The organism is Streptomyces sp. NPDC002701, assembly GCF_042889045.1.
Classification (GTDB): Bacteria; Actinomycetota; Actinomycetes; order Streptomycetales; family Streptomycetaceae; genus Streptomyces.
Window position 1 is genome coordinate 467,875 of the sequence record NZ_JBIAQL010000001.1, and the last position, 14,522, is coordinate 482,396.

Below are 14,522 nucleotides of genomic sequence, written 5' to 3' on the forward strand. Positions count from 1 at the left end.
TTTCGAGTGAGAGTGAGATCCGCGTGTACGCCATCGTGCGCAGCGGTGGCCGCCAGCACAAGGTTGCTGTCGGCGACATCGTTGAGGTTGACAAGATTTCCACTGCCAAGGTTGGCGACACGGTCGAGCTCTCGACCCTGCTCGTGGTCGACGGTGACGCCGTGACCAGCGACCCGTGGGTGCTGGACGGCATCAAGGTCCAGGCCGAGGTCGTGGATCACCACAAGGGTGTGAAGATCGACATCCTTCGCTACAAGAACAAGACCGGCTACCGCCGTCGTCAGGGCCACCGCCAGCAGTACACGGCGATCAAGGTCACTGAGATCCCCGCGGCTGCGAAGTAAGGGACTGAGGAGAGATGGCACACAAGAAGGGCGCATCGTCCACCCGGAACGGTCGCGACTCCAATGCTCAGCGGCTCGGCGTGAAGCGCTTCGGCGGTCAGGTCGTCAACGCCGGTGAGATCCTGGTCCGCCAGCGTGGCACCCACTTCCACCCCGGCGCGAGCGTCGGCCGTGGCAAGGACGACACGCTGTTCGCGCTGGCCGCCGGTGCGGTCGAGTTCGGTACGCACCGTGGCCGCAAGGTCGTGAACATCGTTCCGGTCGCCTGACCGGATCTTTCGCGAGGCGGACCTCACTTCCCCCACGGGAAGCGGGTCCGCCTTTCGCGTGTTTCACCTGAGTAGTGATCACTGAGTCGCGTGGATCCGCGAGGATCGCCGTGACCGCGAGGTGATCATCGATGAGAGATTTCCGTACGTAACTGGAGGCACATCCCATGACCACCTTCGTGGACCGCGTCGAGCTGCATGTCGCCGCGGGTAGCGGAGGTCACGGCTGTGCCTCCGTCCACCGGGAGAAGTTCAAGCCCCTCGGTGGCCCGGACGGAGGCAACGGCGGCCGTGGCGGTGACGTGATCCTGGTCGTCGACCAGTCCGTGACCACGCTCCTCGACTACCACCACTCCCCGCACCGCAAGGCCACCAGTGGCCGGCCCGGCGAGGGCGGCAACCGCTCCGGCAAGGACGGGCAGGACCTGGTCCTGCCCGTACCGGACGGCACGGTCGTCCAGGACAAGGCCGGGAACGTGCTCGCGGACCTCGTCGGCCACGGCACGACCTACGTGGCCGCGGAGGGCGGCCGGGGCGGCCTCGGCAACGCGGCGCTGGCCTCGGCGCGCCGTAAGGCGCCCGGGTTCGCGCTGCTCGGCGTCCCGGGGGGCGCGCAGGACATCGTCCTGGAGCTCAAGACCGTCGCGGACGTGGCGCTGGTCGGCTACCCGAGCGCGGGCAAGTCCTCGCTGATCTCGGTCCTGTCGGCGGCGAAGCCGAAGATCGCCGACTATCCCTTCACCACGCTCGTCCCCAACCTCGGCGTGGTGACGGCCGGCTCGACCGTCTACACCATCGCCGACGTGCCCGGGCTGATCCCGGGGGCCAGCCAGGGCAAGGGCCTGGGGCTGGAGTTTCTGCGGCACGTGGAGCGCTGCGAGGTGCTCGTCCACGTCCTCGACACCGCGACCCTGGAGTCGGACCGTGACCCCGTCTCCGACCTCGACGTCATCGAGGAGGAGCTGAAGCAGTACGGCGGCGGTCTCGACCGGCGGCCGAGGCTGGTCGTCCTGAACAAGATCGACGTGCCCGACGGCAAGGACCTGGCCGAGATGGTCCGCCCCGACCTGGAGGCCCGCGGCTACCAGGTCTTCGCGATCTCGGCGGTGGCGCACATCGGGCTCAAGGAGCTGTCCTTCGCCCTGGCCGAGCTGGTCGCGAAGGCGCGTGCGGCGAAGCCGAAGGAGGAGGCGACGCGGATCGTCATCCGGCCGAAGGCTGTCGACGACGCCGGGTTCACCGTGGTGCAGGAGGAGGACGGGCTCTACCGGGTGCGCGGCGAGAAGCCGGAGCGGTGGGTCCGTCAGACCGACTTCAGCAACGACGAGGCCGTCGGCTACCTCGCCGACCGGCTCGCGCGGCTCGGGGTCGAGGAGTCGCTGATGAAGGCGGGGGCGCGGTCGGGTGACGGGGTCGCGATCGGGCCCGAGGAGAACGCGGTCGTCTTCGACTGGGAGCCGACGGTGATGGCGGGGGCGGAGATGCTCGGGCGCCGTGGTGAGGACCACCGGTTCGAGGCGCCTCGGCCTGCCGCGCAGCGGCGGCGTGACCGGCAAGCGGAGCGGGACGAGGCGGACCAGGAGTTCGACGACTTCAACCCGTTCTGACCCGCGCCACCCTTCCCTCCGGGGCGAGCCGTCTGTTGCCTGCGGGTCGGTGGGGGCTTGTCGCGCCGTTCCCCGCGCCCCCACATAGGGGCGCGGGGAACGGCGCGGTCAGCCCCCACCGGGGCGGCGGGGGGCGTGCGGCGGACGAGGACGGGGGGCCCGGAGTATCCGGGCCCCCCGTCCTCACTTGCTCTCCGCGGTAGCGGCTACGCGCTGACCGAGTCCTCCGCCTCGTTGGGATCCTGCGCGGCCTCCTCCGCCGCGTCCACCTTCGCCGACCGCTGCGCAGGAATCTCCGCGGCGAGCCGCGACTCCATCCGCACCCGCCGCTCGTCGGCCTTCCGGCACAGGTCGTCGATCGCCGCGTTGAAGCGGACGATCGACGGCGGGTCGGACGGACCCAGCAGGTGCTCCTTCAGCGCGGCACGGGCAGCGGTGAACTCGTCCTTCTCAGGACGGCGGACCGACTCCAGGAGGGCCGGAACCTCCTCCGCGCCGGGCGTCAGCACGACCCCGGCGGACACCGTCGGGAACCCCGTGCGGAACGCCGTCTCGGACATCCCCGAGGTGTTGGCCACCGCATACGGCTTCTCGCTCGACAGCCAGTCGGAGACGACCGACGAGACATCGCTGATCAGCAGGTCCGCCTGGTTGAAGCAGGCGAAGATGGCAGGCCGCGCCTCCGTGACGATCTGGTGTTCCCACTCGGGGAAGGACGCCCAGTACGCCTTCTCCCAGGCCAGCGTGGCCTCGGTGATGGCGGCCTCGCGGTCGCTCCGGGGCGCCCCCTGGAGCAGCATCCGCTCCATCTCGTCGGCGCTCTCCCGGAAGGCGGTGGAGGTCAGCCTGTCCAGCTCGGCCGTACGGCGCGCGAGTTCGGCGGCGGCACCGGCACCCGGACGGGCCCCCGACCGCTTGGTGTTGGCCGCGCGGATCATCGCCTTGATGCGTTCGTTCGCGGCGCCCGCGCGCGGGTCGACGGAACCGGTCATCGGGTGCGGCTTGTAGAGGAGCCGTACGCCGTCGTCGGCCAGCAGCCGCCGCACGATGTTCTCGCCGGCCAGCACCACCGACGTGTTGCCGGGGTTGCCGTCCCAGCCCTCCCAGGTGGGGGCGTACAGCACGGTCGTGAACGTGCCCGTCGGCGCCCCCGAGTACGGGCGGATCGGCGCGAGCTGCGGGCGGCCGACCTCCACGATGTCCTTGTCCTCGACGCCGACCTCGGCCAGCGCGTACCGCTCGCGGGCCGCGGGACCGGCCACCCACACCTCGTCGTACGCCTTCGCGTACGGGTTGCAGGAGGACAGCTTGTCGCTCTCGCCGTGGTTGATGAAGGCGTGCTTGACCGTGGGGATGCGCAGGACCTGCGAGGTCTTCGCGGCGTTGGCCGGGTGCAGCATCATCTTCAGCGTCGAGTTCTCCAGCGAGAACATCGTCGACACCTTCGGGAAGCAGATGACCGGCACGTCGGTGGCGTCGATCTTCTGCACCATGAACCGCTCGCGCAGCACGATCAGCGGCTTCGCGTCGATCGCGGAGACGGTGGAGAGCCACATGTTCGCCTGGTACGCGGAGGTCGTGCCGCCGGAGAAGTACATGGCGACCGTCGGCCGGTACTCGGCCAGCCACGCGTCCAGCCACTCCATGACCTTCTGCTCGCTCATGGCGCGCTTCTTCGGCAGCAGCCAAGAGGCGAGGTACACCGTGCCGCCCCCGATCAGGGCGAGGGCGAGTCCGAGGCCGACGGCGCCCCAGAGGGCGTCCTCGGTGGCCGCGGTGAGGATCAGGCCCACCGTGGTCGGGACGGAGAAGGTGAGCAGCCGGTGACCGGGGCGGCGGGCCAGGATGCGCGGCGGCGCGGCGGTCAGCCGCAGCGCGGACGCGTCGATGTTCCGGGTGACGATCGGCAGCGTGCGGGTGCGGCGGACCATGACCGCGGCGGCCTGGCAGGCGAAGTGCAGGGCGTAGAAGACGCACAGCCCGACCAGCAGCGGTGCCTGCTCGCGCGTCGGGTCGATGCCGTCGATCCGCAGGAGCCCCACCAGGATCAGCATGTCGCGCAGCAGTTGCCGGACCGTGGCGTCGAAGCGGACCTTGCCGAGCAGCGAGAGCAGTCCGGGGTCCCGGTACTGCAGGAACACGTCGAGGGCGAGGCCCGCAGCGCTCACGGCGACGAACACCGGGACGTTCGGCAGCAGAGCGGCGACGATCTGAGCCGTGAAGAGCGCGAACATCGAGAACAGCGTGAACAGCTGCACGATGCGGCGGGGGGCGAGTCCGGCGGAGGGCACGGAATGGGCTCCTGCGAGGGGTGCGGCGGATGGGGGAAGCGTGGAGGTCGGGCCTCGCCGTACCTCCCTGGGGTGTGTACGGGAGAGGCCGATCCCTGACCGTATGACTTCTGCGGGCCGCCTAGCAATCTTGCGTGAGAACTATCACCGGATATGGGTTTAAAACGACGAAGGCCCATGGGGCATGGCCTCTCGTCTCCTCCGGCCCGCCACTCCACGCGCACCGCACGTCCACGCCGCCGGCCACTCGTCACGCGTGGACGTCCGGCACGCGAAACGCGGGGGCGGCCGCCGCCCGCCGTCCCGTAGATTGCACGGACCGGGCAGGTCGGAACATTGGGGTACAGCGTGTCAGCGGCTAGGCAGGCGGCAAGCAGGCAGGGTGTCGTGGAAGCCCGCAGGATCGTCGTCAAGGTGGGCTCCTCGTCCCTGACCACCGCGTCCGGTGGCCTCGACGCCGACCGGGTGGACGCCCTCGTCGACGTACTCGCCAAGAGCCATGCGGAAGGGGCGGCCCGCGGGGCCTCGGTCGAGGGCGGTGGGGGGAGACGGGCGGGCGAGCGGGAGGTCGTCCTCGTCTCGTCCGGTGCCATCGCCGCGGGGCTCGCCCCGCTGGGACTGCGCCGCCGCCCCAAGGACCTCGCCCGCCAGCAGGCCGCCGCCAGCGTCGGCCAGGGCCTGTTGGTCGCCCGCTACACCGCCTCCTTCGCCCGGTACGGCATCCGCGTCGGCCAGGTGCTGCTCACCTCGGACGACATGAGCCGCCGCGCCCACCACCGCAACGCCTCCCGGACCCTCGACGAACTCCTCGCCATGGGCGCCCTGCCGGTCGTCAACGAGAACGACACCGTCGCCACGGACGAGATCCGCTTCGGCGACAACGACCGCCTCGCGGCCCTCGTCGCCCATCTCGTCCGTGCGGACCTGCTGGTCCTCCTCTCCGACGTGGACGGCGTGTACGACGGCGACCCCAGCCGGCCCGGTACGTCGCGGATAGCGGAGGTACGCACTCCGGCCGACCTCGCCCACGTCGACATCGGCAGCGCGGGCAAGGCGGGCGTCGGCACCGGAGGCATGGTCACCAAGGTCGAGGCGGCCAGGATCGCGGCCGCGGCCGGCATCCCGGTGGTGCTGACGAGCGCGGTCCACGCCGCGGACGCCCTCGCGGGCCGGGACACCGGTACGTACTTCCACGCCACCGGCCGCCGCTCCGCCGACCGGTTGCTGTGGCTCCAGCACGCGTCGACCCCCCAGGGCGCCCTCGTCCTGGACGACGGGGCGGTGCGCGCGGTCGTCGAGCGGCGCACGTCACTGCTGCCCGCGGGTATCGCGGCCGTGGAGGGCGACTTCAGCGCGGGCGACCCCGTCGAGCTGCGCGACGGCGGGGGGCGCGCGGTCGCCCGGGGACTGGTCAACTTCGACGCCAAGGAGATCCCGCAGCTGATCGGGCGCTCCACGCACGAACTGGCCCGCGAACTCGGACCCGCGTACGAGCGCGAGGTCGTCCACCGGGACGATCTGGTGCTGCTGCACCCGTGACGGGGCGGGGGCGCCGTGCGCCGGGCGTACGCCCGGTGGCGTACCCGCGCGGAGACCGGTGCCCGGCCGGCGGGCGGACCCCGGGCCGAAAACAGGGCGGAACGCCGGACAAAGCCCCTGCCCGGAGGTGGACCTTCGGTAAAAGCGCCACGCGGCGCCTTCCCACCTGCTCAACTTTGTCTCAGGGAGACCCCCTGAGTCCGAGCGGACCCATTGCGTAAAGGAGGCCGTCGTGAGACGAGTGCGCCCTGGGACGGCTGTGTCCCGCGGTGTTGCCGGCTCCCGCGCGGCCGGCGAGGAGCGGGCGCTCACCAGCGTCGCGGCCGGTGACACGTACGAGGCCGAGGAGCCGCAGGACCTGCCGAGGCTGTGGCACGTCACGCTCAGCGTCTCGGGCGGCGAGGCCCCGCTGAAGGAGGTCAGGCGCGGTCTGGAACAGCTCGCCCACGACCACCCCTTTCTGCTGACCAGCCGGTACGCCAACGACCATGCGGAGATCCGCTACTGGGAGGAGGCCCGCGACCTGCACGACGCGGCCGCGGTCGCGCTGCGGCTGTGGGGCGAGCACCGCCAGACCGCGAAGCTGCCGCCCTGGGAGATCGTCGGCCTGGAGGTCATCGACCGCGAGACCTACCACCAGCGGATCGCGGAGGGGTACGGGCCGCTGCCCGCCACCCCGGTGGGCGTACACCCGTTCTAGTCCGGACCGGCTCCCGGCCTCCGTGATCTCCGGGGGCGCACGCTTTCTCCGGCCATGTCAGGACCTGTCTCGCGGTGTGGGACAACGGCTGAACGCCTTCGGCGGGCGCACTAGTCTGCGTGTTATGACCACGCTCTCGCCGTACGACTCGATGTCCCCGGTCACCCAGGCCGCCTACCGGGCCAAGAACGCCGCCGCCGACCTCGCCCCGCTGCCGAGGGCCGAGAAGGACGACGCGCTGCTCGCGATCGCGGACGCCCTCGAGGTCCGTACCAGCGAGATCGTCGAGGCCAACGCCGAGGACATCGAGCGCGCCCGCGAGGCAGGCACCAGCGAGACCGTCGTCGACCGGCTCACGCTCACCCCCGAGCGGATCCGCGCGATCGCCTCCGACGTACGGGACGTGGTGGCGCTGCCCGACCCGGTGGGCGAGGTCGTCCGCGGTTCGACCCTCCCGAACGGCATCGACCTGCGCCAGGTCCGGGTCCCCCTCGGCGTCGTCGGCATCATCTACGAGGCCCGCCCGAACGTGACGGTCGACGCGGCCGCCCTGTGCCTGAAGTCGGGGAACGCGGTGCTGCTGCGCGGCTCGTCCTCGGCGTACGAGTCCAACACCGCGCTCGTCCGTGTCCTGCGCGACGCCGTCGGCGGCTCGGGCCTGCCCGCCGACGCCGTGCAGCTCGTACCGGGCGACAGCCGCGAGTCGGTACGTGAGCTGATGCGCGCCCGCGGCCTCGTCGACGTGCTCATCCCGCGCGGCGGCGCCTCGCTGATCCGCACGGTCGTCCAGGAGTCCACCGTGCCGGTCATCGAGACCGGCACCGGCAACTGCCACGTGTACGTCGACGCGCACGCCGATCTCGACATGGCGATCGACATCCTGATCAACTCCAAGGCACAGCGGCCCAGCGTCTGCAACGCCGCCGAGACGCTCCTCGTCCACCAGGACATCGCGCCCGCGTTCCTGCCGCGCGCCCTCGACGCCCTCGCCGCGGCCGGGGTCACCGTGCACGGCGACGAGCGCGTCCTCGCCCACGCCGAGGGCTCCAAGGCCACCGTCGTCGAGGCGACGACCGAGGACTGGGAGACCGAGTACCTGTCGTACGACATCGCGGCGGCCGTCGTCGACTCGCTGGAGCGGGCCGTCGACCACATCCGGCTGTGGACCTCCGGGCACACCGAGGCGATCGTCACCACCTCGCAGCAGGCGGCCCGCCGCTTCACCCAGCTGGTGGACTCGACGACGGTGGCCGTGAACGCGTCCACGCGGTTCACGGACGGCGGCCAGTTCGGGTTCGGCGCCGAGATCGGGATCTCCACGCAGAAGCTGCACGCGCGGGGGCCGATGGGGCTGCCGGAGCTGACGAGCACCAAGTACATCGTCACGGGCGACGGACACGTCCGCCGCTGACCGGACCCGCCGCCGTCCCGGGGAAAGCGTCTCGCCGGCCGGGGAGAATTTCCGTACCGTCTGCCCAAATCGACCACCCCGGTCTACTCTGGATCCGTGCCGGAGGACGTGGGGGGTACGCCGTTCCCTGACGGCTGGGAGCCCGACGACGACCGCGGGGGCGCGGACGAAGAGTTCGCCTCCGTGGTCTTCGACGAGTCCTTCGTACGGGCGGCGACGGTTCACGAGCCGACCGCCGTGGAGCGCCTCCTGGCCGCCGCGCAGGCGAGGGCGGAGGCGTCCGAGGCCGAGGCGCGCCGCGCGCACGCCCGGGGCGTACGAGGGGACGACGAGCTCTACGAAGACGGGTTCGGCCCCGACGGCCGAAGCGAGTTCGGCCATGATCCGGAGCTGGACGACCGGGACGTCCTGCACGGGGGCTACACCAACCCCGGCACGTACGGGAAGCAGGTCCGCTGGCACCGCGCCGTGGCCTGGATCCTCGCCCTCGTGATGGGCGTCGGCATGGTCGCGCTGGCCTTCGCCGCGGTCTACCGGGGCGCCTCCTCCGGCGGCAGCCGCGACCAGGTCCCGCCGCCCGCCTCCACCGGCCTGGAACAGGGCACCGGGGTGGGTCCCTCGGCCTCCGCCGACTACTCCCAGCCGGCCGTCTCCGCGGTGCCCCGCACTCCGTGAGGGACCTGCTGAGAACCTGTCAGAACTTGTCGTGCAACGGGGCGTTTACCTGAGGTCCAGGAGACCTACTCTGAAAGTATGGGCGGTCCTGGAGAGCCACCTGAGGGGACATCAGAGAGCGCCGGCGGCGGCGAGGAGGAGTACCGATCCGTCGTCTTCGACGAATCGTTCGTCCGGGCTGCCCGGCTGCAGGAGTTCTCCGCGCAGGAGCGGATCGGCGACCACACCCCGGCCGTCCGCCGCCGTCCCCCGATGCGCCGCGGCCTGTCCCGGCAGGCACTGGTCCTCGTCGTCCTGATCGCCGTCGCGTTCGGTACGGCGATCTACATGGGCGTACGCCATCCGTACCAGACCCCCGCCGCGAAGCATCCGGAACCGCTGCGGATGACCGTGATCCCGCTCGCGCCCCAGAACCGGGTGCCCGGCACGGCCGACGTGGACGACCTGTACGCGCACAGCCCCGCCGACCAGTTCCGCATCGGCGCCGAGGGCATCACCCTGCCCGCCTCCCGGCGCACCGCGCACTTCTCCGACAGTCAGGTCGTCACCGCGCTCACCACGGCGAAGGACTACCTCGTCGAGTCCTCCCTCGACCCGGACGTCCTCACCGGCGGCGCCAGCAGGCCCGTACGGATACTGCTCGACCCGCAGCAGCTCGACCAGTTCGACCAGAGCTTCCGCAGCCCCACCGCCGACGGGCGGCACGCGCCCACCGGCTGGCTGGTCCGCTTCGACCCGGCGCGCAGCGAGCTCGCCGACACCAAGATCCGGGTGCAGGGCACGCTGACCGCCGCCGAGACGGACTCCGACACGCTGGAGGTCAGCTCCGACCACACGTTCGTCTACGCGCTGCGGCCCACCGGCTCGGAGGAGGGGGCGGCGGCCTCGCTGTTCACCGTGCGGCGCGAACTGCACTTCCGGTTCGACCGCGACGACCTGCGCATGCACCAGGCCGAGCTCCTCGTGTCCTATGTCCAGGCCGGGCCGCTGGCCTGCGCCGAGGACGCGACGAACCAGCTGCGCCCGCTGCTGGCCGGAGAGACGGCCAAGGCGGGCGGCCCGGCCGGCACCGACCCCTTCGCCACGGGCAGTGCCACGGCGCTGTGCGGATCGCTGGCGGCCAGCGCCCAGCCCAAGCTGTAGCCGGCGGGTGGACCGGCCGCCCGCGATCAGGCGGTTCCGTTGGGGCTGTCGCCGTCCGGCCGGTCGGTACCCGGCCGGTCCTTGGGGGAGCCGCCGGAGCTGCCGCTGCTCGCGAAGCCGCCGAAGCCGCGCCGCACCCGGCCGCCGAGGTCGCCCGCACCGCCCGCGATGTCGTTGACCAGCTTCATCAGCGGGTCCTTGGAGTTCTTCACGTCGGTGGCGTAGCTGGCCGCCGACTGCCGGAAGGAGTCCGTGACCGAGGTGTCCCCGTCCGTGTCGCGGCGCGGGTAGTGCCCGTCCATGATCCGCTGGTGGTCGCGGGACTCCGCCCACTTCTTCAGCTCGGCCGCCCTGACCGTGGTGAACGGGTGCGAGCGGGGCATCACGTTCAGGATCTTCAGCACGGAGTCGCGCAGGTCGCCGCCGGCCTCGTACTCCTCGGCCTGCGCGAGGAACGCGTCCACGTTCATCTCGTGCAGGTGGTTGCCGCCCGCGATCTTCATCAGGCCGCGCATCGAGGCCCGCAGGTCCTGGCCGACGAGCAGGCCGGCCCGGTCCGCGGACAGCTCGGACTTGCGGAACCACTCGCGCAGGGCGGTCACGATGGCCATGATCGCGAGGTTGCCGAGCGGGATCCACGCCACGCGCAGGGCGAGGCTGGTCAGGAAGAGCAGGATCGTGCGGTAGACGGCGTGGCCGGAGAGCGCGTGGCCCACCTCGTGGCCGATGACCGCCCGCATCTCCTCCTCGTCGAGCAGCTCGACGAGGCCGGTGGTGACGACGATGATCGGCTCGTCCAGGCCGATGCACATCGCGTTCGGCTTGGGGTCCTGGGTCACGTACATCGGCGGGACCTTGTCGAGGTCCAGGATGTAGCAGGCGTCGCGCAGCATCACGTTCAGGTGGGCGAACTGGGCGTCCGAGACCCGCACCGAGTCCGACAGGAACAGCAGCCGCAGACTGCGCTCCGGGAGCAGTCCGCTCAGCGCCTTGAAGACCGTGTCGAAGCCGCTGAGCTTGCGCAGGGCGACCAGGGCCGAGCGGTCCGCGGGGTGCTCGTACGCCCGCGAGGAGATTCCCTCGAAGCGCCGGCGCTGCCTGCTCGGTACGTTCTCGTGGCTGTCTTCTGGCATGTGGTCCCCCATGCGTGTGGTTGCCTTCTGTGCCCCCGAGGCGGGGCCCAGCCTAGGCGGAGATACCGTGGACGGGCAGTACAGCGAAGGAGTAGTACGTCATGGAGCACCTCCCCGGATCCTGGCTCACCGAGGCCGCGAGCGCCGCCCAGCAGCAAGGGGCGGGCAATCTCCTCCGCGTCGTGCTGATCGTGATGGTCGTCGGCTGTGTGCTGGGTGCCTGGTTCCTCTTGCGCGGCTACAAGCGGGACGACTGAGACCCCGCCGAAGGTTCCCGCCCGGCCGGCCGGGCCCGTCCGGTCCGTTCGGGTCCAGGACGCCGACGGCCTGAACGGCGGAGTCGAAGTGATGGGGGAGCGGGCCCCCGCTTACGATGTGCGGAAGTCTTTATCCCGCCCTCCCCCACTCTCGACTCCGTTCGAGCGGGGGGACCTCCATCGGATAGGTCCTGCCGAAGATGAGCTTCCACAGCACCGCTGCCCAGTTGGTCACACTCGCCGCCGAGGGCGGGGAGCACGGCGGCAACCACGAGAGCCTCAACCCCCTGCTGGTCGGCGGTGGAGCCTTCCTGGGCCTCATGCTGCTGCTGTGGATCACCACCCGTTTCAACCGGGACCGCTGACGCCCGCGCGACAGGGCCCGCCGTCCGGGCCGGTAGGGTCTGCACGCATGGGAGAGCAGGACATGCCTACCGGTCCGGCGGACGCCACGGCACACGGCGTACGGCGTGGCACGGGGAACGGCCCGTCGAACCCGGGCAAGCGCCGCCTCGGCGTCATGGGCGGAACGTTCGACCCGATCCACCACGGGCACCTCGTCGCCGCCAGCGAGGTCGCCGTGCGGTTCCACCTCGACGAGGTCGTGTTCGTGCCGACCGGCCAGCCGTGGCAGAAGTCCGACCGCGCGGTCACCCCGGCCGAGGACCGCTACCTGATGACGGTCATCGCGACCGCCGAGAACCCGCAGTTCTCCGTGAGTCGCATCGACATCGACCGCGGCGGCCCGACCTACACCACGGACACGCTGCGTGACCTGCGGGTGCTCAACCCCGACACGGACCTCTTCTTCATCACCGGCGCCGACGCGCTCGGCCAGATCCTCACCTGGCGCGACGCCGACGAGCTGTTCTCCCTCGCGCACTTCATCGGGGTCACCCGGCCCGGCCACATACTGACCGACACCGGCCTGCCGGAGGGCGGTGTCTCGCTCGTCGAGGTACCCGCCCTCGCCATCTCGTCCACGGACTGCCGGGTGCGGGTCGCGAAGGGCGATCCGGTCTGGTACCTGGTGCCGGACGGCGTGGTGCGCTACATCGACAAGCGAGACCTGTACCGCGGCCAGTGAGCCGAGAGGGGCACCGGTGAACGACCGATACGACGCTGGGTACGGGGGCGACCCGTACGAACTCGTCGGCTACGACGAGTTCGGGCAGCCTGTGTACCGGCAGGTGCCGCAGCCGGGGCACTCTCCGCAGCACCCCCCACACGGCGAGCAGCACGCCGGGCAACAGGACGAGTACGGCTCGTACGACCCCTACGGCGGGCAGGCACAGGGCCACGGCCAGGCCGGCGGCCAGGGGGAGCCACCGTCGCAGCCGCAGGCGCCCGGGTACGGGCAGGACTACGGGCAGGGCTACGCCCAGGACTACGGGCAGGGGTACTCCCAGGGCTACGGGCACGGGCAGGGGTACGGCTACGACCCGTACGCGACAGGGACGGCGGGAACGGCGGGTACGGCAGGGGCGACGGGGACGGGACAGCCGGCGTCGCCCGTGGTGTCGTACGACACCGGTCAGCAGCAGCCGGTGTCCTCCTACGACACCGGCCGGCAGCAGTCCCATGCCGCCGGACAGACCGCCCACATCCCGCAGCAGGCCGGCCCCTCGGAGCCGCAGGCGCCCTCGCCGACGCCCACACCCTCGCAGGACGAGCCGCAGGGTGAACGCGACTACCGCACCGAGCAGTTCGCGTTCGTCGAGGAGCAGCCCGAGAACTCCGAAGACGTCATCGACTGGCTGAAGTTCACCGAGAACCGCACCGAGCGCCGCGAGGAGGCCAAGCGCCGGGCGCGCGGCCGGGTCGTCGCCCTCGTGGTGGTGCTCGCACTGGTCGCGGCCGGCGGCGTGGGCTACCTCTGGTACGCCGGGCAGCTGCCCGGCTCGTCGTCGGACTCCACGTCCGGCGCGACCACCGCGGCGGGCGCGCAGAAACGCGACGTGATCGTCGTCCACCTGCACAACACCAAGGGCAGCGGCACCTCGACGGTCCTGCTCGTCGACAACACCACCACCAAGCAGGGCACCACGGTCCTGCTGCCCAACTCCCTCGCCCTGACGGACGACGACGGCACCGCGACCACCCTCTCCAAGTCGGTCGACGACGACGGTTCCTCGGGGACGCGCGACGAGCTCGACACCGTGCTCGGGACGGACATCGAGGGCACCTGGCGCCTCGACACCCCGTACCTGAACAACCTGGTCGAGCTCGTCGGCAACATCGACATCGACACCGACACCGACGTGCCGGACCCCGAGGCGAAGAAGAAGGGCGAGGCCCCCCTCGTCAGGAAGGGCGAGGAGCAGACGCTCAGCGGCAGGATGGCCGTCGCCTACGCCACCTACCGCGCCGCCGGGGAGTCCCAGAACGCGCAGCTGCAGCGGTTCGGGCAGGTCATGCAGGGGGTGCTGCGCAAGCTGTCGTCCGACGCGCAGGCCGCCACGACCACCGTGCAGACACTCGCGCAGATCCTCGATCCCTCGCTCACCGACAAGGACCTGGGCACGTTCCTCGCCAAGCTCGCGGACCGCGCCAAGGAGGGCGAGTACAAGACGGCGCTGCTGCCGGTCCAGACGGACGGCAGGCTCAGCGCGCAGGCCGCCGACAGCGTGGTCAAGGACGTGCTCGGCGGCGCCGCGAAGAGTCCCGAGAAGGGCGCGGCCGTCGAGGTCGGCATCCGCAACGCCACGGCCGACGAGGACGCCACCGAGAAGGCCCGGGTAGTCCTCCTCAACGGCGGCTACACCTTCGTGGACGCCGGTACGGCCGATGCCGCGCAGTCGGTGTCCGAGATCACCTACGCCGACGCGGCGCGGAAGCAGGACGCGGTGGAGGTCGCCAAGACCCTGGGCCTGCCCACGAGTTCGGTGAAGAAGGGCGAGGTCACCTCGAACGCGGAGGTGTCGGTCGTCCTGGGCCAGGACTACGAGGTGGGCCAGTAGACCCGCCGGACGGACCCGGACGGACCCGGACGGGCGTGGACTGCACAGCGGCCGGGTCCGCGCGCCGACCGGGGCCGGGCGCCGGCAGGGCCGACGTGCGGACCGAGGCCGGGCGGTCCGGCTCCGGAGGCCACCGTGCCCGAGGGTGATCCATTTATCACGTGGGGTGCCGTCGGCGGTCGTGAGACCCTTG

Annotated in this window: 14 protein-coding genes; 12 read left to right on the forward strand and 2 right to left on the reverse strand. The window is 71.3% G+C overall.

Annotated features, from left to right (window positions below; translation table 11 throughout):
* The first annotated feature begins 23 nt into the window (after positions 1–23).
* From rplU to obgE, 3 genes are all read left to right on the forward strand, one after another.
* On the forward strand, positions 24–344 hold the full coding sequence (gene rplU / locus ACFYXC_RS01955; RefSeq protein ID WP_149513635.1) for a 50S ribosomal protein L21: 321 nt from the start codon (positions 24–26) through the stop codon (positions 342–344).
* Positions 345–358: 14 nt separating this feature from the next.
* Positions 359–613 (forward strand): 50S ribosomal protein L27, encoded by a 255-nt coding sequence (gene rpmA / locus ACFYXC_RS01960; protein ID WP_006374707.1) that lies wholly within the window; start codon positions 359–361, stop codon positions 611–613.
* Positions 614–780: 167 nt separating this feature from the next.
* The gene (obgE, locus tag ACFYXC_RS01965; RefSeq protein WP_388908885.1) at positions 781–2,220 is read left to right on the forward strand and encodes a GTPase ObgE; all 1,440 of its coding nucleotides are present in this window, start codon (positions 781–783) and stop codon (positions 2,218–2,220) included.
* 206 nt (positions 2,221–2,426) lie between these two features.
* Here the strand turns inward: obgE and ACFYXC_RS01970 are convergent, their stop codons facing one another.
* Positions 2,427–4,511: a hypothetical protein gene (locus tag ACFYXC_RS01970; RefSeq protein WP_389545757.1), complete on the reverse strand. Its 2,085-nt coding sequence runs from the start codon at positions 4,509–4,511 to the stop codon at positions 2,427–2,429.
* 336 nt (positions 4,512–4,847) lie between these two features.
* On the opposite strand from ACFYXC_RS01970, the gene proB reads away from it, so the two are divergent.
* The 5 genes from proB (at position 4,848) to ACFYXC_RS01995 (ending at position 9,979) form a co-directional block, all read left to right on the forward strand.
* Positions 4,848–6,050 carry a glutamate 5-kinase gene (gene proB, locus ACFYXC_RS01975; protein ID WP_389545760.1) on the forward strand — a complete coding sequence of 401 codons (1,203 nt, stop codon included), beginning with the start codon at positions 4,848–4,850 and terminating at the stop codon, positions 6,048–6,050.
* Positions 6,051–6,291: 241 nt separating this feature from the next.
* Positions 6,292–6,750 carry a hypothetical protein gene (locus ACFYXC_RS01980; protein ID WP_388909135.1) on the forward strand — a complete coding sequence of 153 codons (459 nt, stop codon included), beginning with the start codon at positions 6,292–6,294 and terminating at the stop codon, positions 6,748–6,750.
* A gap of 124 nt (positions 6,751–6,874) precedes the next feature.
* Entirely contained in the window at positions 6,875–8,161 is a 1,287-nt protein-coding gene (locus ACFYXC_RS01985) for a glutamate-5-semialdehyde dehydrogenase (RefSeq protein WP_389545763.1), read from the forward strand.
* Positions 8,162–8,257: 96 nt separating this feature from the next.
* Positions 8,258–8,836 (forward strand): hypothetical protein, encoded by a 579-nt coding sequence (locus tag ACFYXC_RS01990; RefSeq protein ID WP_389545766.1) that lies wholly within the window; start codon positions 8,258–8,260, stop codon positions 8,834–8,836.
* A gap of 78 nt (positions 8,837–8,914) precedes the next feature.
* Positions 8,915–9,979, forward strand: a complete 1,065-nt coding sequence (locus ACFYXC_RS01995) for a hypothetical protein (protein WP_388908878.1) — start codon at positions 8,915–8,917, stop codon at positions 9,977–9,979.
* Positions 9,980–10,005: 26 nt separating this feature from the next.
* Here ACFYXC_RS01995 and ACFYXC_RS02000 read toward each other — a convergent pair whose 3' ends face one another.
* Positions 10,006–11,112, reverse strand: a complete 1,107-nt coding sequence (locus ACFYXC_RS02000; RefSeq protein ID WP_388908876.1) for a M48 family metallopeptidase — start codon at positions 11,110–11,112, stop codon at positions 10,006–10,008.
* A 101-nt stretch (positions 11,113–11,213) separates the two neighbouring features.
* Here ACFYXC_RS02000 and ACFYXC_RS02005 point away from each other — a divergent pair, with 101 nt between their 5' ends.
* The 4 genes from ACFYXC_RS02005 (at position 11,214) to ACFYXC_RS02020 (ending at position 14,329) form a co-directional block, all read left to right on the forward strand.
* Complete coding sequence (locus ACFYXC_RS02005; protein WP_388908874.1) at positions 11,214–11,369, forward strand: hypothetical protein; 156 nt, start codon at positions 11,214–11,216, stop codon at positions 11,367–11,369.
* Between the two features lie 200 nt (positions 11,370–11,569).
* Positions 11,570–11,734, forward strand: a complete 165-nt coding sequence (locus tag ACFYXC_RS02010; RefSeq protein ID WP_388908872.1) for a hypothetical protein — start codon at positions 11,570–11,572, stop codon at positions 11,732–11,734.
* Positions 11,735–11,781: 47 nt separating this feature from the next.
* A complete protein-coding gene (nadD, locus tag ACFYXC_RS02015) occupies positions 11,782–12,456 on the forward strand; it encodes a nicotinate-nucleotide adenylyltransferase (protein WP_389545771.1) in 675 nt (224 codons plus the stop codon).
* Positions 12,457–12,472: 16 nt separating this feature from the next.
* Positions 12,473–14,329 carry an LCP family protein gene (locus ACFYXC_RS02020; protein ID WP_389545774.1) on the forward strand — a complete coding sequence of 619 codons (1,857 nt, stop codon included), beginning with the start codon at positions 12,473–12,475 and terminating at the stop codon, positions 14,327–14,329.
* Positions 14,330–14,522 lie beyond the last annotated feature (193 nt).

Coding starts and splice junctions, on each gene's coding strand:
- rpmA (WP_006374707.1), top strand. CDS start 359: ATGGCACACAAGAAGGGCGCATCGTCCACCCGGAACGGTCGCGACTCC.
- obgE (WP_388908885.1), top strand. CDS start 781: ATGACCACCTTCGTGGACCGCGTCGAGCTGCATGTCGCCGCGGGTAGC.
- ACFYXC_RS01985 (WP_389545763.1), top strand. CDS start 6,875: ATGACCACGCTCTCGCCGTACGACTCGATGTCCCCGGTCACCCAGGCC.
- ACFYXC_RS01995 (WP_388908878.1), top strand. CDS start 8,915: ATGGGCGGTCCTGGAGAGCCACCTGAGGGGACATCAGAGAGCGCCGGC.
- ACFYXC_RS02000 (WP_388908876.1), bottom strand. CDS start 11,112: ATGCCAGAAGACAGCCACGAGAACGTACCGAGCAGGCAGCGCCGGCGC.
- ACFYXC_RS02005 (WP_388908874.1), top strand. CDS start 11,214: ATGGAGCACCTCCCCGGATCCTGGCTCACCGAGGCCGCGAGCGCCGCC.
- ACFYXC_RS02010 (WP_388908872.1), top strand. CDS start 11,570: ATGAGCTTCCACAGCACCGCTGCCCAGTTGGTCACACTCGCCGCCGAG.
- nadD (WP_389545771.1), top strand. CDS start 11,782: ATGGGAGAGCAGGACATGCCTACCGGTCCGGCGGACGCCACGGCACAC.